Below are 18,348 nucleotides of genomic sequence, written 5' to 3' on the forward strand. Positions count from 1 at the left end.
TCTTATAAATCGAGAAGGAGGCGTGAAGGATCTTCTAAAGCTTCCTTCATGGCAACTAAACCAAGCACTGCTTCACGACCATCAATAATGCGGTGGTCATATGACAGGGCCAGGTAATTAATAGGGCGAATCACAATTTGACCATCCTCAACCACGGCACGCTCTTTAGTAGCATGAATGCCTAAGATTGCAGATTGCGGTGGATTAATAATTGGCGTTGACAGCATCGAACCAAACACGCCGCCATTAGAGATGGAGAAAGTGCCGCCAGTTAAATCTTCGATCGATAACTTGCCATCACGAGCCTTAGAGCCGAATTCAGCAATCTTCTTCTCAATATCAGCCAAGTTCATTTGATCAACATCACGCAAGATAGGAACCACCAAGCCACGTGGCGAGCTTACCGCAATACCAATATCAAAATAACCGTGATAAATAATGTCGTTACCGTCAACAGAGGCATTTAACAGAGGAAATTTCTTCAAGGCGTGCGTTGCGGCTTTGACAAAGAAAGACATGAAGCCCAATTTAACGCCATGAACTTTTTCAAATTGATCTTTGTACTTATTGCGCATTGCAATCACTGGGGCCATATTGACCTCATTGAATGTCGTCAAAATGGCATTGTTGGCCTGCGACTCAAGCAAACGCTCAGCGATACGGGCACGTAAACGACTCATTGGCACGCGCTCTTCTGGGCGATTGCCACTTGGGATAGGCGCACTAGGCAATGAAACCGACTTAGAGCCACCTGCAACTGCACCAATCACATCGCCCTTAGTAATGCGGCCATCACGTCCAGAGCCGGCAACTTGACCAGAGCTTAAATTATTTTCGGCCATCAACTTAGCGGCGGAAGGAGCCGCCGCCGCATTTTTTGCAGCGGGTGGTGCCGCTACAGGCGTCGAAGGAGCAGCTGGGGTAGCCACAGGAGCAGCAGCCGCGGGTGCTGCAGAAGCAACAGCGGTGCTATCGATCTTCGCAATCAATTGCTCGGCAACAACAGTGCCACCATCGGTAATGAGAATTTCTGTCAATACACCAGCAGAAGGCGCAGGAACTTCTAGCACCACCTTATCAGTTTCGATCTCAATCAAGATTTCATCTTGACCAACAGCGTCGCCAACCTTCTTTTTCCATTGCAACAAAGTCGCCTCAGCCACTGACTCTGAGAGCTGTGGAACTTTAACTTCAAATATAGCCATGATTAATCCTATCTAATGTGTTTGGTATGGGTTATGCCAACGATTATTTCGTGACTACATAACCCTTCAGTTTGGCAAAGGCCGCGTTAAGAAGAGACTTCTGTTGCTCTTGATGAAGATGCGCATAGCCACAAGCTGGAGATGCTGATGCGGGTCGACCTGAGTAAGCCAACTTCATACCGGCAGACATGTTTTCAAGCAAATTGTGCTGAACAAAGAACCAGGCGCCTTGGTTTTGTGGCTCATCCTGACACCACACAATTTCTTCGAGCTTTGGATACTTCTTCAACTCTGCAGCAATCGCTTTGTGCGGGAATGGATATAACTGCTCCAAGCGAACAATCGCTACATCACTCAGCTTCTTCTCGGTGCGATTCTTCACCAAGTCGTAATAAACCTTGCCTGAACAAACCACCATGCGATTTACCTGCTTGGCATCAATGGTGTCATCACGCTCAGACAGTACCGTTTGAAATCCACCTTTAGTGAATTCACTGAGCGGAGATGCAGCCTCTTTGTTGCGCAATAAAGACTTTGGCGTCATCAAGATCAATGGTTTGCGGAACTGACGAATCATCTGGCGACGTAATACATGGAAGATCTGTGAGGCAGTAGTAGGCTGAACCACTTGCATATTAGTGTCAGCGCATAACTGCATAAAACGTTCTAAGCGTGCCGATGAATGCTCTGGGCCTTGACCTTCGTAGCCATGAGGCAGCATCATTACGAGACCATTGGCACGACCCCACTTCACTTCGCCTGAGGCAATAAATTGATCGATCACAACTTGAGCGCCGTTAGCAAAATCGCCAAACTGCGCCTCCCAAATCGTCAGAGTATTAGGCTCTGCAGCTGCGTAACCATACTCAAAACCAAGCACAGCCTCTTCAGACAAAATTGAGTCAATAACGATAAATGGAGCCTGATCTTTAGTGACATGCTGAAGCGCAATGTATGTGCCGGTATCCCACTTCTCACGATTTTGATTGTGCAATACAGCATGACGGTGAGTAAATGTGCCGCGACCACTATCCTCGCCGGATAGACGAACTGGATAACCGCTAGCTACCAAGGATGCGAAAGCCATATGCTCACCCATACCCCAGTCAATATTAACTTCGCCACGACCCATTGCAGCACGGTCTCTGTAAACCTTTTCAACTAATGGATGCGCTTTAAAGTCTTCTGGAATGGTAGAAATTTTGTCTGCCAAACGCTTCCATTCAGTCAACGGAATCGCTGTATCAGCTTCATCAGTCCATTTCTTATTTAAAAATGGAGACCAATCGACAGCAAATTTACCCTTGAAATTGCTTAGCACTGGATCAGATGTTTGCTTACCCTCATCCATTGCGGCGCGATACTCTTTCACCATCAAGTCACCAGTACCTGCTGGCAATACATTTTGGGCTTCCAATTTATCAGCATATAACTTACGCGTACCTGGATGTGCAGCAATGATCTTGTACATCAAGGGTTGCGTCATCGCCGGGGTATCTTGCTCGTTATGCCCCAACTTACGGAAACAAACGATATCAATCGCTACATCTTTGTGGAACTGAGTGCGGAACTCGAGAGCCAGCTTGGTCGCCAATACAACCGCTTCAGGATCATCGCCATTGACATGCAAAACAGGAGCGTCAATGATTTTCATGATATCCGTGCAGTACAAGCTCGAACGTAAGTCACGCGGATCAGAAGTTGTGAAACCAATCTGATTATTGATCACAATGTGGAAGGTACCGCCAGTGGAATAGCCACGAACCTCAGCCATTGCTAAAGTCTCTTGCATCACCCCCTGGCCTGCAATCGCCGCATCACCATGAACTAGCACAGGCAATACCTGCTGACCCAATAAATCGCCCCGGCGCTCCATGCGTGCGCGGGCAGAACCCTCTACCACTGGATTAACAATTTCTAAATGGGAAGGATTAAATGCTAATGACAAGTGAACGGGACCTCCAGGCGTAGAGATATCGCTCGAGAAGCCCTGGTGATATTTAACGTCACCAGCAGGCAATGTTTCAGGACCTTTATGCTCAAACTCTGCAAATAAATCGGTTGGCATTTTGCCCAAGGTATTGACGAGTACGTTAAGACGACCGCGGTGGGCCATGCCAATGACAATTTCTTGGACGCCTTTTTCACCAGACTCACGGACAAGCTCATCCATACAAGCGATAAAACTTTCGCCCCCCTCCAAAGAAAAGCGCTTTTGACCAACATATTTAGCCTGAAGGTAACGCTCCAAACCTTCTGCAGCAGTTAAGCGATCCAAGATTTGGCGCTTTTGATCTACATTGAAGCTAGGAGTTGAACGAATAGACTCTAATTTCTCCTGCCACCATTTCTTAATCTTTTGGTCAGCAATAAACATGTACTCGGCACCAATCGTGCCGCAATATGTTTCACGCAAAGCTTGCAACAAGTCACGCAAAGTCATCTCGGTCTTGCCGAAGAAGGTATTGCTGGTATTGAAGACGATATCCATATCGCCATCAGTAAAGCCATAGAAGGCTGGGTTTAATTCTGGTATTTCTGGACGCTCAGAGCGTTTTAATGGATCAATATTGGCCCAGCGGTTACCGACATTACGGTACGCGGCGATGAGTTGCTGAACCGCTACACGTTTGCGCCCCATCTCCGAGTCAGCTGAATCAGAAACTGTTCTGATAGGCCCTTGCTTGGCACGTTCGGCAAATGAAGCAACAATGGGTCCGTGGGCAATATCAACTCGAGATGAGCCATCAGCCGCTGGAACCTGTTTTACGTTATCAAAATAATCTCGCCAATGATCAGCAACGGATGCTGGATCGTGCAAGTAGGATTCGTAGAGTTCTTCTACATATGGGGCGTTTCCGCCGAAGAGATAGGAGTTATCCCTTTGGTCCTGCATCATGATTCTCACCTTTCATCGGGTTTCCCGATTAAAAACTGTGGTTATAACCACCCGTACTCAAGCTTAACCATCGTACGAATTGATCTGTGCAAATATTGTTACTACCCCCTAATTTAACACGATTAACCATCGCTGCATAAAGGACTTTCCCTGACTTTTTCAGCCCCAAGCAGACTTATCAGCCAAAACCTAATTAATAAGAATTTTCCTACCCATCTTTCAAGCCCTCCCGACAGATTGAAATTGATTTGATTTTTATTCTCTAAATCTTCAAGTGAATTAATAAAATTAAGGAAATATGAAAGCAATTACCCCAGAAATGGAATATCTCAGCACAAGGCAAAGTGCAAAACTCTTGCAAGTATCCCTGGGTACCGTTCAAAAAATGGTTGAATTAGGTGAGTTAATCGCCTGGAAAACACGGGGTGGGCATAGGCGCATTCTCGCAAGCTCATTAAATCAGCAGCTACAACGTCGTAAAAGAGCAATGCGACAGAAATCCACCCAACATTGTGTTGCCATGGGGATATTCAGAAGAATAGAAAATAGTGAAGAGTTAATTGAATCTATCAAGGATTGGCAATTGGAAGTTGTCCTGGATATTGCAATTGATAGCCTAGAAGGCCTCATGAAAGCGGTCTCAATAGCGCCAGATCTGATCTTTCTAGATGCCCTAATCCCGCCAGTTGAACAGGTGCATTTGATACATTATTTGAGTAAAAACAAGGATACTCAACATATACCTATTTTAGTTGATGAGGGTTTTATCAAACTCCATCCAGGGGTGATAGCGCTTGCAGACGAAAACTCGGGGGGCATTAGATCCCCTGATACGGAAAGCCTGAAGGAAGAGGTAGAAAATGGGTTAATAGAGCTAAACCCCCTCATTATTGGCTACCCAGCCACAAATTCAGACCATGATCAGTCGATCAACTATAAGAAACGTCATGAACTGTTAGAGTCTATATTTATTGAGGCACTCAGTAGAAAATGTACCTGAGGCTTTAATTTGCATGGTTACAATGAAAAAGACCGTACTATTGGGTACGGTCTTTTTAAATATAAATCAATAAAATCAGATATTTATATCAAATAGTTACTGCGATCTCTACCATCAATCCATTTGGGGGCTTTACCACGGCCAGTCCAAGTTTCACCAGTTGATGGATTGCGATATTTCGGTGCAACCTTACCGCTTGGGCCCTTTGATCCTGACTTACGACTAAATAAATCAGACGCACTTAAGTCATATTGCTCAATGATTGCCTTTGCCTTGGCAATGCCATCCGCCTTTTCACGCTGAACAGCTTCTTTGATCTGCTTATCAAGCAACTCTCGCTGTGCCAATAACTCTTTATAGGAAGTCATATATATCTACTTTCGATAAGTAATGTAATTTTTACGAATTAACCTAATAATCGGTTAACTCAAAGAATATTATATATGCTTATAAATAATATTCAATATATATGATTGAATAGAAAATAACCTTTATTTAACAGGGATTTATAACTTAAAAAATGATTATATTTATAGAAAATATAAAGATATTTATATTAATAAATATTATCTTCTCAGCAAAAAAGAGCCGCTAGACTTAGCAGTAATCTCCCCAGCCTCATTCAAAACAACTGCTTCACAGTAATTAATAGTTTTACCAGGCTTTAAGGTACTTCCTTCAACAGTTATCTTTCCTACGCTGGGGCGCAGAAAACTAATAGTCATGTCAATGGTAATGGCTCCTAAGGGGTGATTCATACTGCTACGAACTGCAGCAGCCATTGCAAAGTCTAATAAAGTCATGATCAATCCCCCATGGGCAACCTGAAAACTATTTTCAAGCTCAGGCCTTAAGTCAAGACTAATGCGGGACTTACCCCCTTCAGCAAACTCGGGAACAACCCCAATGTAGTCCAAAAAAGGAATAGTTAGACCAAAGTAATTGATGGGTTCTTTTGGGGTAATCGAGGAATCTTGGTTCATAGATATTAAGTAAATTAAGTGGTCGGGGCGAGAGGATTTGAACCTCCGACCACATGCACCCCATGCATGTACGCTACCAGGCTGCGCTACGCCCCGACGAAAAAGAAAATTGTATCAGTACTAATTGGTGAGAATTTGAAGAACGGCCTGTAACTCATCACGTAAGCGTAGCTCCCCAGGAGCTTCATCCAAGCGGTTTCTAGCGCCGCTGATAGTGAAACCCTCTTCGTACAACAAGGATCTAATTTTACGAATCAGGACAACTTCGTGATGCTGGTAGTAGCGACGATTACCCCGACGTTTTTGGGGGCTCAGTTGCGAGAACTCCTGCTCCCAATAGCGCAGGACATGTGAACGAACGCCACATAAATCAGCTACCTCACCAATTGTGAAATAGCGCTTTGCGGGGATTGGCGGCAACTGCGAACTGGGCAGCGCTGCGGCAGAATCAAATACTGACTTTTGAAGCATGGGATTCGACTACGTCCTTAAGCTTTTGACTGGCGTGAAAAGTAACGACACGCCGAGCCGCAATTGGAATCATTTGACCAGTTTTAGGATTGCGGCCTGGGCGCGCTGATTTATTACGGAGTTGAAAGTTACCAAAACCAGAGATTTTGACCTCAACGCCAGCCTCTAAAGACTCACCAATCCGATCAAAAAAGGCATCAATCATATCTTTTGCCTCGCGCTTGTTAAGGCCAACTTGATCGAATAAGGCTTCCGAAAGCTCATTCTTTGTAACGGTCTCGTTCGAGTTTATTTCTATCATTGCAATACTCTTTCGGAATATTTTTAATATTTAATTATTTTGGTATTGTGCTCTACTACTCAATACTAAACCTAGCGCAGGCGTGCCGCGCAATTTTTTTCCAATACTGACAGCAAAGCATTCATCACCACATCAATTTGCGCATCCTGCAGGGTTTCTTGAGGGTTTAACAAAGTGACGTGAAAAGCCAAGCTCTTCTCATCATCTGACATAGTGCTAGAGCCAACCTTAGGCTTAAATTCATCGAATAACTCAATGGCGCGTACAAAATTTTGCTTACTAGCAGCCATTGCATCCAATAAAGACTGCGCAGATACGCTTTGCTTAACCACTACCGCTAAGTCACGTTGCACTGCAGGAAATTTACTCAACTCTTCCGGAACTGGCAAGCCAAGATTACGAATGGGTTCCAAATCTAATTCAAATAGAACTGGCGCTTGAGGAAGTTCATATGTTTGCTGCAAACCTGGATGCAATTCACCAATCCAACCCACTTCAATGCGATTCTTACCTCCAATCAAGAATACCTTTGCACTACGACCTGGGTGTAAAGCAGGATGCTGAGCTGATTCGGTAATGATATGTAATGGATTTAAAACTCGCTCCAAATCACCTTTTACATCAAAGAAGTCGACTGTTCTTGAAGCGCTTGCCCATTGCTCAGGAACAAATTCACCATAAGCCAATCCACCAATCTTCTGCGGCTGTTGAAAGCCGGCGACTTTGCCAACTTCTTCATGAACATTAGCATCACGTCTAAACACGCGACCAGTCTCAAACAGGCGCGCACGCCCTAATCCACGGTTTAAATTGGATTTGAGGTTGAAGAGTAAACCGCCCCAAAGAGTGCTGCGCATCACGCCATACTGATTGGCGATAGGATTTAACACCACAATCATTTCTTTTTCAGTCGCACTAGTTAAACGTTGCTCGCTCTCAATATCGGTAAAACCAAAGTTCACTGCCTCTTGGTAACCTTGCAATGCTAAGCGTTGACGGAGTAAATGAATGCCCCGCTTCGCCTCTGCCTTAGCGCTCATTTTTAATGGAGCGACCGGAGGAATATCTGGAATATTTTCAAAGCCGTAAATGCGTGCGACTTCCTCAATCAAATCTTCTTCAATCTCGATATCAAAACGATAGCTTGGCGGGGTAATAACAAATACATCACCCTCTTGTTTGAATTGAAAACCGAGGCGTTTAAATACATCTGCCACGATGTCATTGGTGAGCTGAATGCCAATAACTTTTTCTGCTCTAGTCAAACGCATTTTGACTGGCTTACGCTCTGGTACATTTAGCACTTGATCATCAACTGGGCCGGCTTGGCCGCCACAGACCTCCAGAATCAAGGAAGAGAGGTACTCAAGACAGTTCACCGTATTTTGCGGGTCAACGCCACGCTCAAATCGATGGGCTGCATCTGTGCTGAAATTAAAGCGACGAGCACGGCCTTGAATAGCAGATGGCAGCCAATAAGCAGCCTCTATATAAATATTTTGCGTCTCATCAGTAACGGCGCAATGATTGCCACCCATGATGCCAGCCAGCGCTACAGGACCGCTATGGTCTGCTACCACCCCTGCTTGTTGGACTTTTCCTGCAGAATCTGGGCCCACTAGGGTAACTGTTTGACCGTTGAGTAATTCGAGAGTTTCGCCAGCTTTAGCCCAACGCACACTGATGTCACCTGATAACTTATCAATATCAAAAACGTGAGTGGGTTGCCCCATCTCTAACATCACATAATTGGATAAATCAACCAAAGCAGAAATACTTCTTTGTCCAGCGCGAGCTAAACGCTGCACTATATGCAATGGAGTTTTTGCCATTGGATTAACGCCGCGGATAAGGCGACCCGCAAAGCGACCGCATAGATCTTTATCATCTACATTCACTTTTCGTTTGTCATCAATTGTGATTACTGGCGCATTCCACTTGGGAGTACACAGCGCGGCACCAGTAATGGCCGACACTTCCCGAGCCATACCAATCAATGAAAGGCAATCCGCTTTATTGGGTGTTAACTTAATTACAAAGACTTGATCATCCAAATCAAGATACTTACGAATATCTTCGCCAATAGGGGCATCAGCAGGTAACTCTAAAATTCCTTCATGGTCGTCACCAAGTCCAAGCTCACGACCAGAACACAACATGCCCTGACTTTCAACGCCGCGTAACTTACCGACCTTAATGACGTACGGCTTGCCACCAGTTTCTGCAGCTGGCAATTGCGCGCCGACTAAGGCGCAAGGAATTTTGATGCCAGCACGCGCATTGGGGGCGCCACAAACAATTTGTAGCTCTTCACCAGTGCCAGCATTGACTTTGCAAACGCGTAAACGATCGGCATCCGGATGCTGCTCAGCGGATAAGATTTCGGCGATGACAATTTTTGTAAAGGCTGGGGCTACTGAATGTTGTTCTTCAACTTCTAAACCCGCCATTGTTAAGGCGTGACCTAATTCATTACTACCCTGTGATGGATTTACATACTGACGGAGCCAAGATTCTGAAAATTGCATAGCGCGATCTAAGGTTTAGTAGTAATGATGTTGTTAAGCAGGGAACTGCGCTAAGAAACGTAAATCATTTTCGAAGAAAAGGCGTAAATCATCAACGCCATAACGCAACATGGTTAAACGCTCTAGGCCAGAACCAAAAGCAAATCCTGTATAGCGCTCTGGATCAATACCCATATTGCGCAATACATTTGGATGAACTTGCCCAGCGCCAGAAATCTCTAGCCAACGACCAGCCAACTTACCACTACCAAACGCCATATCGATTTCAGCAGAAGGCTCTGTGAAAGGGAAATACGATGGACGAAAGCGAACTTGCAATTGCGTAGTTTCAAAAAAGGTTCTTAAGAAATCGGTATAGACACCCTTTAAGTCAGCAAATGAAACACTCTGAGCAATCCACAAACCTTCAACCTGATGAAACATTGGCGAGTGGGTTGCATCACTATCCACTCGGTAGGTTCTGCCGGGCGCAATCACTTTGATTGGCGGCATAACATCTGCATGAGCATATTTCTTGACATGCTCACTCGCATAACGAACCTGTATAGGACTGGTGTGAGTACGTAACAGCAAGGGCTTCTCTTGGGAATCCTTGCCATCGATATAAAAAGTATCCTGCATTGAGCGTGCAGGATGATTTTCGGGACTATTTAAAGCAGTGAAATTAAACCAATCAGTTTCAATTTCAGGACCATCGGCAACATCAAACCCAATCGAGCGAAAAATCTCCTCAACACGCTCCCAGGTTCGCATGACAGGATGCAGGCTACCCACGGCTTGGCCGCGACCAGGAAGCGATACATCTATAGATTCTGCTGCGAGACGTTGTAGCAATATTGCATCAGCCAAAGCTTGACGACGCTCCTGAAGAGCGAGCTCTACGGCCGTTTTAATTTGATTGATTTGGGCGCCCGCACTCTTGCGCTCATCAGGCGACATTCCACCCAGAGCTTTTAAACGCTCAGTGAGAACACCTGACTTACCGAGATACTTGGCTTTCGCGTCCTCGAGAGCTGCCGCATCGGCAGCCCCAAGGAAATCACGTTTAGCATCCTCGACAATGTGGTCGAGAGAAACCATTGCAGCTTAGTTTTTAGTAATTAAAAATTAAGCTGCAGCGCTTACTACGGATTTAATCCGAGTAACCAAAGCGGCAAAAGCTGCTTTGTCAGCAATGGCCATGTCGGAAAGCACTTTACGATCAAGCTCGATCGCCGCCTTCTTCATACCATTCATGAATACGCTGTAAGTCATGTCATGCTGACGGACTGCCGCATTGATACGAGCAATCCACAAGGCGCGGAATACACGTTTCTTATTGCGACGGTCACGATAGGCATATTGACCAGCACGCATAACCGCTTGCTTGGCAATACGGAATACGTTTTTACGACGACCGCGGTAGCCTGATGCGGCATCGGTAATTTTTTTATGACGGGCTCTTGCTGTAACCCCACGTTTGACTCTTGGCATTGAATTCTCCTAATTTAGTCTGAGGTTAAGCGTAAGGAAGCATGGAACGAATTGACTTAACGTCAGATTTCGCAACTTCTGTGGAACCACGCAAATGACGCTTGTTCTTAGTGGTCTTCTTGGTGAGAATGTGGCGTTTGAATGCCTGTCCTCTTTTAATCGTTCCGCCTGCGCGAACCGTGAAGCGCTTTTTAGCGCTACTCTTGCTCTTCATCTTGGGCATAAAGCACCCCTTCTTCTGCTTGTGCAACATAGGTGGCAACCGACGGTCACTCTTCCCGTACCTAGAAGCACTTCTAACTGCCAGTGTCTCAGCTATTCGCCAAGGGCACCTCCCTACATAAGAAAAAAGAAATTCCGAGGAATGATCTTCTTACTTAGCCTTACGAATGGGGGCCAATACCATCACCATCTGGCGACCTTCCATTTTTGGAAACTGTTCAACCTGTCCATGCTCTTGCAAGTCCAATTTCAAACGCTCCAACATTCTGACTCCGATTTCTTGGTGGGCCATTTCACGACCCCGAAACCGCAGCGTAATCTTTGTCTTATCGCCATCTTCCAAAAAGCGGATTAGATTGCGCAGCTTTACACCGTAGTCACCATCATCAGTACCAGGGCGGAATTTAACTTCCTTCACCTGAATCACTTTTTGCTTTAGCTTCGCCTCATGCATGCGCTTAGCTTCTTGGTACTTGAATTTGCCGAAGTCCATGATACGGACTACAGGTGGCACAGCAGTCGGAGCAATTTCAACCAAATCGGTCTCTTTCTCTTCGGCCAAAGCCAGGGCTTCACTCAACTTAACTACACCGATGGGCTCACCATCTATTCCAATCAGACGCACTTCAGGGGCAGTAATTTCCCGGTTAATGCGCTGCGATTTATCAGTAGCGATCTTCTAATTCCTTATAAATAAACAATAAAAGCCATTCAACCCCTAGCTATGCTCGGGTCCGACCTTCTGGGATATATCCTGCTGGAGTCGGGCAACGAAGACTTCAAGAGGCATTACACCTAAATCGACTCCGCCACGGGCACGAACGGCCACAGTATTACTTTCAGACTCTTTATCACCAACAACTAGCAAAAATGGGATCTTCTGTAATGCGTGCTCGCGTATTTTATATGTAATTTTCTCATTTCGCAAATCGGATTCGACCCTAAACCCTTGTTTTTTCAACGATTGCTGGACTTGTTGTGCATACGCAGCAGAATTATCCGAGATATTGAGCACTACGGCCTGGGTAGGGGCAAGCCAAACAGGCATATTTCCAGCGTGGTTTTCGATCAAAATACCGATAAAACGCTCTAAAGAGCCCACAATTGCCCTATGGAGCATCACTGGGGCCTTGCGGGTATTATCCTCGGTCACATATTCAGCGCCTAAACGCTCAGGCATTGAGAAATCCACCTGAATGGTGCCGCACTGCCAAGTACGTCCAATCGAGTCTTTCAGGTGATATTCAATCTTAGGACCATAAAAAGCGCCCTCGCCTGGCAATTCTTCCCACTGCTGACCAGAGGCTTTCAGAGCACCTCGCAGAGCAGCCTCAGCTTTATCCCAAATAGCATCGTCGCCAACTCGTTTAACTGGGCGCAGGGCCAGTTTGACGGCAACTTCAGTAAAGCCAAAATCTTGGTACACCGCACGAACTGCTTTGTCAAAAGCAGCTACCTCTGACTGAATTTGATCTTCCGTACAGAAAATGTGGCCGTCATCCTGAGTAAATCCGCGAACACGCATCAAACCATGCAGAGCGCCTGACGGTTCATTGCGATGGCACTGACCGAACTCACCGTAACGCAATGGCAACTCACGATAACTATGTAATCCAGAATTAAAAATCTGTACGTGACCAGGACAGTTCATAGGCTTCAAAGCATAAGCACGGTTCTCTGACTCGGTCGTGAACATGTTTTCTTTGTAGTTATCCCAATGCCCCGATTTTTCCCAAAGACCGCGATCTAAAATTTGTGGCGCCTTTACCTCTTGGTAGCCTTCATTTTGGTAAACACGGCGCATATATTGCTCAACTTCTTGCCAAATTGACCAGCCCTTTGGATGCCAGAAAATTAAACCTGGTGCTTCCGATTGAAAGTGGAACAGGTCCAGCAACTTCCCTAGACGACGGTGATCACGTTTCTCTGCCTCTTCGAGCATGTGCAAATAAGCATCTTGATCTTCTTTACGCAACCATGCGGTACCGTAGATACGCTGCAGCATCTCGTTCTTGCTATCGCCGCGCCAGTAAGCGCCAGCAACGCTTTGCAGCTTAAATACTTTCAACTTACCAGTAGAAGGCACGTGTGGGCCGCGACATAAATCAGTGAATTTACCTTCTGCGTAAAGCGACACATCCTCACCCTGAGGAATACTTGCGATCAATTCTGCCTTGTAGTGCTCACCTTGAGCTTTAAAAAACTGTATCGCCTCATCACGAGGCAATACGCTACGAACCACTGGCTCATCCTTCTTGGCGAGTTCAGACATCTTCTTTTCCAGCGCGACTAAATCATCCGGAGTAAACGGACGTTGATATGAGAAGTCATAGTAAAAACCATTCTCTACAACAGGGCCAATAGTGACTTGCGCCTCTGGAAATAATTCTTTTACGGCGTATGCGAGTAAATGCGCTGTGGAGTGACGCACGATTTCAAGAGCCTCTGGACTCTTATCAGTAATGATGGCGAGCTGACTGTCTTTATCGATGACATGACTCAAGTCAACCATCTTGCCGTCAACAATACCGCCTAAGGCCGCTTTCGCAAGTCCACTGCCGATACTTTGGGCAACATCAGCCACGCGAACGGAAGCCTCAAATTCGCGTTTTGATCCATCTGGCAGAGTTACTACTAGCATGACCACCCCATCTTATTTATGAATAGCATTCTTTAAATCAGTACAGCCCGACAGCCGCCAAAAAGAAAGCGCGGAAGCTTTAGGCAACCGCGCACTTTTGGGTCTTTATTCGTTGGTAGGCTCGATTGGACTCGAACCAACGACCCCCACCATGTCAAGGTGGTGCTCTAACCAGCTGAGCTACGAGCCTAAGTTGAATATTTTACCCTATTGACCTTAGTTATTTGCGCATAACCTCTATTGCCATATAAGCCATATAGAATATAGCTTTGTGAAAGCCTCTGCGCTCACTTCTTCACAAGTTAAACAGAATATAAAAAAGTTTTTAGACTTCATCAAACATTGCAAGAGTTAAGAAAAAGTTCTCTGGGCCCATTTTGGGCCCAGATTGGGACAGATTTGGGCCCATTCAATTTTTTACTTCTCTAGACTTAAGAACACCACCTAGTTAATTTTGTATCACTATAAATAGACGCAAATTTAATCTACTAATTGATCATGTTAATTCCAAGATAGCTTCCTAAAGCAGCTCTCACAATATCTGAACGGGTTGGAATAATTCCCTCAACTTGAGCAATTTCCATTCTCTTCTTATCAATAGCGACTAGCACTTCCTTTTCTAGCCGCACCGCCAATTGTTTGTTCCCGGTATTCGTTGTCATTTAACATTACTTTCAACATTTAGTGTCAGACAGGTTGACAAATCACTCAATATGTCGTATATTAAAACTGTCGGACAGTTTATCAGTAACTCAACCATCGTTAACTTCGGGAATTAAACATGATTACTTACATGCAAGCAGCAGAATTAGCGACGCGCATTCCATATAAGGCTCGCTACATCAATGACTACCTAAAAGACCGGGTCTTTATTGAGGGCACTCACTATGTGCGATTTCCTGGCTCTAGACGGATCATGTACATCTGGGAGACTATCCAAGCGGACTACCTGAAACAGACGGCCATAGAAATTCCAATGGCTAATGGGGGTGTTTGTCATGGGTAGTATTCGCATACGGGATGAATCTGGCGCCCTATTCTTTGACTTTCGCTATCGAGGCATCAGGTGCAAAGAGCTGACTAAGCTCAAGTCCAACAAGGCCAATATCTTCAAATTGGAAACAATCATGAAGAATATTCAAAAAGAGATTGATGCGGATACTTTCTGCTATCGGAAGTACTTCCCCCATAGCAACCGAGCAGACTTATTTGAAAGCGTTGCGCCAACTATTAGTCCTGCCACTACAGATGAATTAGTTGCTGGCGCTCAAGTTGCTCAAGAGGTAATGAAGCAAACTGGAATGAAATTGGCGATAGTCAATATTGATGGCGTGCCAAGCTTCTCTGAATTTTCTGATTTGTGGTTTACCGAGAGAAAAATTGACTGGAAGCGCTCAACACAACGCAAGGTAAACGACATTCTAGTTAAACACCTAATGCCTCGGTTTAAGGGGAGACGTGTCAACGAGATTAGTAAGGCCGACATCTTGTCCTATCGAGGCGTTCTCGCCAAAGTGAATGATGATGGCGGGCAGTTATCAGCAGCGAGGATTAATGGGATTTTGAATATCTTGCGGCAAATACTCGCTGAAGCTAGCGATCGCTATGAATTTGTCACCGGCTTTAGGAGCATCAAGCCCTTGAGAATTCCTAAAACTAAAATCGAGCCCTTTTCACTTAAGGAAGTAGGCAAAATTTTAGAAGCGGCATCTTCTATATACCAGCCCTACCTAACCATTGCCTTTTTTACTGGTATGCGCACCTCTGAATTGCTTGGCCTTACTTGGAACTGTATTGATCTAGATCGAGCGCAATTAACCATTACTCAAGCCTGGGTCGAGGGAGAACTTGATTCAACAAAAACTGCAGAGTCTGAACGCACGATTGCTTTATCAACACCAGTCATTTCAGCGTTCATACAGCAACGAAAAAATACGCAGGGTATTGAATCGGAATACGTCTTTTGTGCAACTAATGGCCTGCCCTTTAATCGCCATAACTTTGCTAACCGCATTTGGCATCCCCTCTTAGATAAATTAGAAATTAAAAGGCGGCGACCCTATCAAACCCGTCATACAGCAGCAACGCTTTGGCTTGCTTCAGGTGAAAACCCCGAGTGGATTGCAAGACAAATGGGGCATACATCAACACGCATGCTGTTTACAACGTACTCCCGGTATGTACCAGACCTCACGCGTAAGGATGGCTCGGCTTTTGAACAACTTCTTTCTTCACAACTATAAGGATAAAAACATGAACACACCACAATACTTAATGACAACCCTAGATAAGAAATATGTACACCAGGGAGAGCTGGCAGCGCGCGAGATTCCCAAGACAAGCCTAATGGACTTTACCCTTCCAGAAATTAAGGCAGCAGGCATTCTTCGTCCCGATTACCGACTGATGTACTGCATAGCAAGAGATTTACCCCGCGTACCAGCGATTTATTTCTTAATTAATCGTGCGGGACATATTTACTACATCGGACAGAGCGTAAATGTCTTTCAGAGGATTTGTGGCGAACACTTTGAAACGATGGGAAACCAGTGGATCAAGCTCTCGGTATTGGCGTTGCCGTCTGATGCTAGCCAAGAACAGCTGAACTATGCTGAGGCGATATTTATTTATATCCACCAACACAAGGGGTCACGCAATGTGCATGGAAAAACAATGACTAAAATGATCTTCGCTGAAATTCTCCATCGATTTCGTGCAGGTTTTGAGGAAACTATTTTTCCAATTGCACTCATTGACGTGCAGGCTCATTTTGATTTCTGGGCTAGGAATGAATCCGTATTCCTAATCTAAGTTTTTTTCAGGGGGTAATCCCCCCTTATTTAACCGAGCCTAAAAGTAGGATTAATTAAGCAACCATGGCCAGTCGCTGTTTCGGGGTAATCCCGCCCAATGCCATATTTGGACGTTGATGATTGTCCCGCGGGATTCCCTTCGGTCTATTTATACATCCATTGCGTTGCAAACTCCTGAACTTCGTTAATGCTTTCCCAATAATGCTGAGATAGCCACTCATATCTGACGGTACGATTAAAGCGTTCCACATAGGCATTTTGCTGTGGTTTACCTGGCTGGATATGTTGTATGTGGATTTGATGCTTTGCTGCCCATTCCATGAGTCTGCCACTGACGAGTTCGGGCCCATTGTCCGCTCGTATAACAGCAGGCTTACCTCGCCAAGCAATAATTTGATCTAAGCTACGAACTACTCGCTCTGCCGGCAATGAGAAGTCCACTTCAATACCTAAGGCTTCACGATTAAAGTCATCAATCACATTAAACAGACGGATACTTCTGCCATCTTGCAACTGGTCATGCATAAAGTCCATCGACCAGACTTGGTTAATACTCAGCGGCACGACCAATGCATCTGGCTTATCTCGCACCAAACGCTTACGGGGTTTGATGCGCAGGTTGAGCTCAAGCTCGCGGTAAATCCGGTAGATGCGTTTGTGGTTCCATGTGTAGTTCTTGACATTGCGTAGATACAAATAACAAAGGCCAAACCCCCAACTGCGGTTGTTGTCCGTTAAGCGGATCAGCCAGTTGGCAATGAGCTCGTTCTGCACATTGTTCTTCGCTTCGTAGCGATAGCAAGACTCGCTGACCCTAAAGGCCTCACAAGCCAAACGAATGGGGATAGCTTTATCTCTGACTGCCTTTTGGGCCATCTCACGTCTGTGAGACGGCCTCACCACTTTTTTGTGATGGCCTCGTTTAAGATCTCCGCCTTGAGCTTCTCTTCGATGTACATCTTCTTAAGCCTGGCATTTTCAGCCTCAAGCTCCTTCATGCGGGCCATCATGGAAGTGTCCATGCCGCCATATTTAGAGCGCCACTTGTAGAAAGTAGCAGTGCTGATACCCAGTTCACGACAGATTTCTGGAACTGCTAGGCCAGCATCCACCCGTTTTAGGGCATCCATGATCTGGCTATCAGTAAATTTAGAACGCTTCATGTAGAACTCCTCTATATTCGAGAAAATTCTACCTCTGAGCTCAGTTAACCTGTGGGGGGATTACCCCTTCATCAATCGATACACCCGTTGCTCTCCACAAGCAATCCCCAGATCTTGCAGGTCATCATGGATCTTGCGATAACCATAGATGGTGCCGCTTGCCAGCCACGCTTGCTTAATTTGACCTACGATCATCTGGTTCTCATACGCTCGAGACGAGAGCGGCTCTTTAAGCCAAGCGTAATAGCCACTGTGGTGGACTCGCAAAACCTTGCACATCGTGCGGATGGCATGCTCATGCTGGTGCTTTTTGATGAAGGCGTACTTTAACCGGACTCCTTGGCAAAGTACGCGGCGGCCTTTTTTAGGATGTCGCGCTCTTCGGTAACCCGCCGCAGCTCCGCCTCCAGTCTTTTAAGCTTAGCTAATTGATCATCTTGAACTAAGCGCTGCTCGGCTGGAATACCATATTTATTAATCCAGGCATACAGACTATGGGGTGAGGTGCCCAGCCTAGCAGCCACATCTCGAACCCCAAATCCTCGCTCAACGACTTGCTTGACTGCCTCTAACTTGAACTCTTCAGTAAACCGTCTTCTTGTACTCATTACACACCTCCTAATAGACTAAATATTAGGCTAGAAAGTGT

17 protein-coding genes, 2 tRNA genes and 2 pseudogenes are annotated in these 18,348 nt (G+C 45.5%); 4 read left to right on the forward strand and 17 right to left on the reverse strand.

Features of this window, described 5'->3' with window-relative positions:
• Nucleotides 1-2: 2 nt before the first annotated feature.
• Nucleotides 3-1,205, reverse strand: coding sequence for a 2-oxoglutarate dehydrogenase complex dihydrolipoyllysine-residue succinyltransferase (gene odhB, locus ICN46_RS05525; RefSeq protein ID WP_216205719.1), 1,203 nt, complete (start codon nucleotides 1,203-1,205; stop codon nucleotides 3-5).
• Nucleotides 1,206-1,248: 43 nt separating this feature from the next.
• Nucleotides 1,249-4,104, reverse strand: coding sequence for a 2-oxoglutarate dehydrogenase E1 component (locus tag ICN46_RS05530; protein WP_216205722.1), 2,856 nt, complete (start codon nucleotides 4,102-4,104; stop codon nucleotides 1,249-1,251).
• A 298-nt stretch (nucleotides 4,105-4,402) separates the two neighbouring features.
• Here ICN46_RS05530 and ICN46_RS05535 point away from each other — a divergent pair, with 298 nt between their 5' ends.
• On the forward strand, nucleotides 4,403-5,104 hold the full coding sequence (locus ICN46_RS05535) for an excisionase family DNA-binding protein (RefSeq protein WP_216205725.1): 702 nt from the start codon (nucleotides 4,403-4,405) through the stop codon (nucleotides 5,102-5,104).
• An 83-nt stretch (nucleotides 5,105-5,187) separates the two neighbouring features.
• Here ICN46_RS05535 and ICN46_RS05540 read toward each other — a convergent pair whose 3' ends face one another.
• From ICN46_RS05540 to ICN46_RS05600, 13 genes are all read right to left on the reverse strand, one after another.
• The gene (locus ICN46_RS05540; protein ID WP_216205727.1) at nucleotides 5,188-5,472 is read right to left on the reverse strand and encodes an H-NS histone family protein; all 285 of its coding nucleotides are present in this window, start codon (nucleotides 5,470-5,472) and stop codon (nucleotides 5,188-5,190) included.
• A 198-nt stretch (nucleotides 5,473-5,670) separates the two neighbouring features.
• Nucleotides 5,671-6,087, reverse strand: coding sequence for a PaaI family thioesterase (locus ICN46_RS05545; RefSeq protein ID WP_216205732.1), 417 nt, complete (start codon nucleotides 6,085-6,087; stop codon nucleotides 5,671-5,673).
• Between the two features lie 19 nt (nucleotides 6,088-6,106).
• Nucleotides 6,107-6,183 (reverse strand) — tRNA-Pro (locus ICN46_RS05550).
• A 24-nt stretch (nucleotides 6,184-6,207) separates the two neighbouring features.
• Complete coding sequence (locus ICN46_RS05555) at nucleotides 6,208-6,558, reverse strand: MerR family transcriptional regulator (protein WP_216205735.1); 351 nt, start codon at nucleotides 6,556-6,558, stop codon at nucleotides 6,208-6,210.
• A complete protein-coding gene (locus ICN46_RS05560) occupies nucleotides 6,536-6,859 on the reverse strand; it encodes an integration host factor subunit alpha (protein ID WP_216205737.1) in 324 nt (107 codons plus the stop codon). The genes ICN46_RS05555 and ICN46_RS05560 overlap by 23 nt, the downstream gene beginning before the upstream one ends.
• 71 nt (nucleotides 6,860-6,930) lie before the next feature.
• Nucleotides 6,931-9,387, reverse strand: coding sequence for a phenylalanine--tRNA ligase subunit beta (gene pheT / locus ICN46_RS05565; protein WP_216205740.1), 2,457 nt, complete (start codon nucleotides 9,385-9,387; stop codon nucleotides 6,931-6,933).
• A gap of 33 nt (nucleotides 9,388-9,420) precedes the next feature.
• Nucleotides 9,421-10,467 (reverse strand): phenylalanine--tRNA ligase subunit alpha, encoded by a 1,047-nt coding sequence (gene pheS, locus ICN46_RS05570; RefSeq protein ID WP_216205742.1) that lies wholly within the window; start codon nucleotides 10,465-10,467, stop codon nucleotides 9,421-9,423.
• A gap of 27 nt (nucleotides 10,468-10,494) precedes the next feature.
• A complete protein-coding gene (gene rplT, locus ICN46_RS05575) occupies nucleotides 10,495-10,860 on the reverse strand; it encodes a 50S ribosomal protein L20 (RefSeq protein WP_216205745.1) in 366 nt (121 codons plus the stop codon).
• A 25-nt stretch (nucleotides 10,861-10,885) separates the two neighbouring features.
• Nucleotides 10,886-11,083, reverse strand: coding sequence for a 50S ribosomal protein L35 (gene rpmI, locus ICN46_RS05580; protein ID WP_114691330.1), 198 nt, complete (start codon nucleotides 11,081-11,083; stop codon nucleotides 10,886-10,888).
• Nucleotides 11,084-11,233: 150 nt separating this feature from the next.
• Nucleotides 11,234-11,758 (reverse strand): translation initiation factor IF-3, encoded by a 525-nt coding sequence (gene infC / locus ICN46_RS05585; protein ID WP_216205880.1) that lies wholly within the window; start codon nucleotides 11,756-11,758, stop codon nucleotides 11,234-11,236.
• 42 nt (nucleotides 11,759-11,800) lie between these two features.
• Nucleotides 11,801-13,723: a threonine--tRNA ligase gene (gene thrS, locus ICN46_RS05590; RefSeq protein WP_216205748.1), complete on the reverse strand. Its 1,923-nt coding sequence runs from the start codon at nucleotides 13,721-13,723 to the stop codon at nucleotides 11,801-11,803.
• 113 nt (nucleotides 13,724-13,836) lie between these two features.
• Nucleotides 13,837-13,913 (reverse strand) — tRNA-Val (locus ICN46_RS05595).
• A gap of 298 nt (nucleotides 13,914-14,211) precedes the next feature.
• Nucleotides 14,212-14,385: a hypothetical protein gene (locus ICN46_RS05600; RefSeq protein ID WP_216205751.1), complete on the reverse strand. Its 174-nt coding sequence runs from the start codon at nucleotides 14,383-14,385 to the stop codon at nucleotides 14,212-14,214.
• A 119-nt stretch (nucleotides 14,386-14,504) separates the two neighbouring features.
• On the opposite strand from ICN46_RS05600, the gene ICN46_RS05605 reads away from it, so the two are divergent.
• From ICN46_RS05605 to ICN46_RS05615, 3 genes are read left to right on the forward strand one after another with little or no spacing between them, the layout of a single operon-like run.
• Complete coding sequence (locus tag ICN46_RS05605) at nucleotides 14,505-14,729, forward strand: hypothetical protein (protein ID WP_215300692.1); 225 nt, start codon at nucleotides 14,505-14,507, stop codon at nucleotides 14,727-14,729.
• Nucleotides 14,722-15,966, forward strand: coding sequence for an Arm DNA-binding domain-containing protein (locus ICN46_RS05610; protein WP_216205754.1), 1,245 nt, complete (start codon nucleotides 14,722-14,724; stop codon nucleotides 15,964-15,966). Before ICN46_RS05605 ends, ICN46_RS05610 begins: the two co-directional genes overlap by 8 nt.
• A gap of 10 nt (nucleotides 15,967-15,976) precedes the next feature.
• Nucleotides 15,977-16,534 carry a GIY-YIG nuclease family protein gene (locus tag ICN46_RS05615; protein WP_216205757.1) on the forward strand — a complete coding sequence of 186 codons (558 nt, stop codon included), beginning with the start codon at nucleotides 15,977-15,979 and terminating at the stop codon, nucleotides 16,532-16,534.
• Nucleotides 16,535-16,589: 55 nt separating this feature from the next.
• Here ICN46_RS05615 and ICN46_RS05620 read toward each other — a convergent pair.
• Together ICN46_RS05620 and ICN46_RS11980 are read right to left on the reverse strand one after the other, a co-directional pair.
• Nucleotides 16,590-17,699 (reverse strand): annotated as a pseudogene (locus ICN46_RS05620) (IS3 family transposase).
• A gap of 66 nt (nucleotides 17,700-17,765) precedes the next feature.
• Nucleotides 17,766-18,307 (reverse strand): annotated as a pseudogene (locus tag ICN46_RS11980) (transposase); the annotation flags it as partial.
• Nucleotides 18,308-18,348: the final 41 nt, after the last annotated feature.

The organism is Polynucleobacter sp. Latsch14-2, assembly GCF_018881925.1.
Lineage (GTDB): Bacteria > Pseudomonadota > Gammaproteobacteria > Burkholderiales > Burkholderiaceae > Polynucleobacter.

Bases quoted from the DNA above. Each gene is read 5' to 3' on its own strand.
- odhB (WP_216205719.1), bottom strand. From the start codon at position 1,205: ATGGCTATATTTGAAGTTAAAGTTCCACAGCTCTCAGAGTCAGTGGCT.
- ICN46_RS05530 (WP_216205722.1), bottom strand. From the start codon at position 4,104: ATGATGCAGGACCAAAGGGATAACTCCTATCTCTTCGGCGGAAACGCC.
- ICN46_RS05535 (WP_216205725.1), top strand. From the start codon at position 4,403: ATGAAAGCAATTACCCCAGAAATGGAATATCTCAGCACAAGGCAAAGT.
- ICN46_RS05540 (WP_216205727.1), bottom strand. From the start codon at position 5,472: ATGACTTCCTATAAAGAGTTATTGGCACAGCGAGAGTTGCTTGATAAG.
- ICN46_RS05545 (WP_216205732.1), bottom strand. From the start codon at position 6,087: ATGAACCAAGATTCCTCGATTACCCCAAAAGAACCCATCAATTACTTT.
- ICN46_RS05555 (WP_216205735.1), bottom strand. From the start codon at position 6,558: ATGCTTCAAAAGTCAGTATTTGATTCTGCCGCAGCGCTGCCCAGTTCG.
- ICN46_RS05560 (WP_216205737.1), bottom strand. From the start codon at position 6,859: ATGATAGAAATAAACTCGAACGAGACCGTTACAAAGAATGAGCTTTCG.
- pheT (WP_216205740.1), bottom strand. From the start codon at position 9,387: ATGCAATTTTCAGAATCTTGGCTCCGTCAGTATGTAAATCCATCACAG.
- pheS (WP_216205742.1), bottom strand. From the start codon at position 10,467: ATGGTTTCTCTCGACCACATTGTCGAGGATGCTAAACGTGATTTCCTT.
- rplT (WP_216205745.1), bottom strand. From the start codon at position 10,860: ATGCCAAGAGTCAAACGTGGGGTTACAGCAAGAGCCCGTCATAAAAAA.
- rpmI (WP_114691330.1), bottom strand. From the start codon at position 11,083: ATGCCCAAGATGAAGAGCAAGAGTAGCGCTAAAAAGCGCTTCACGGTT.
- thrS (WP_216205748.1), bottom strand. From the start codon at position 13,723: ATGCTAGTAGTAACTCTGCCAGATGGATCAAAACGCGAATTTGAGGCT.
- ICN46_RS05600 (WP_216205751.1), bottom strand. From the start codon at position 14,385: ATGACAACGAATACCGGGAACAAACAATTGGCGGTGCGGCTAGAAAAG.
- ICN46_RS05605 (WP_215300692.1), top strand. From the start codon at position 14,505: ATGATTACTTACATGCAAGCAGCAGAATTAGCGACGCGCATTCCATAT.
- ICN46_RS05610 (WP_216205754.1), top strand. From the start codon at position 14,722: ATGGGTAGTATTCGCATACGGGATGAATCTGGCGCCCTATTCTTTGAC.
- ICN46_RS05615 (WP_216205757.1), top strand. From the start codon at position 15,977: ATGAACACACCACAATACTTAATGACAACCCTAGATAAGAAATATGTA.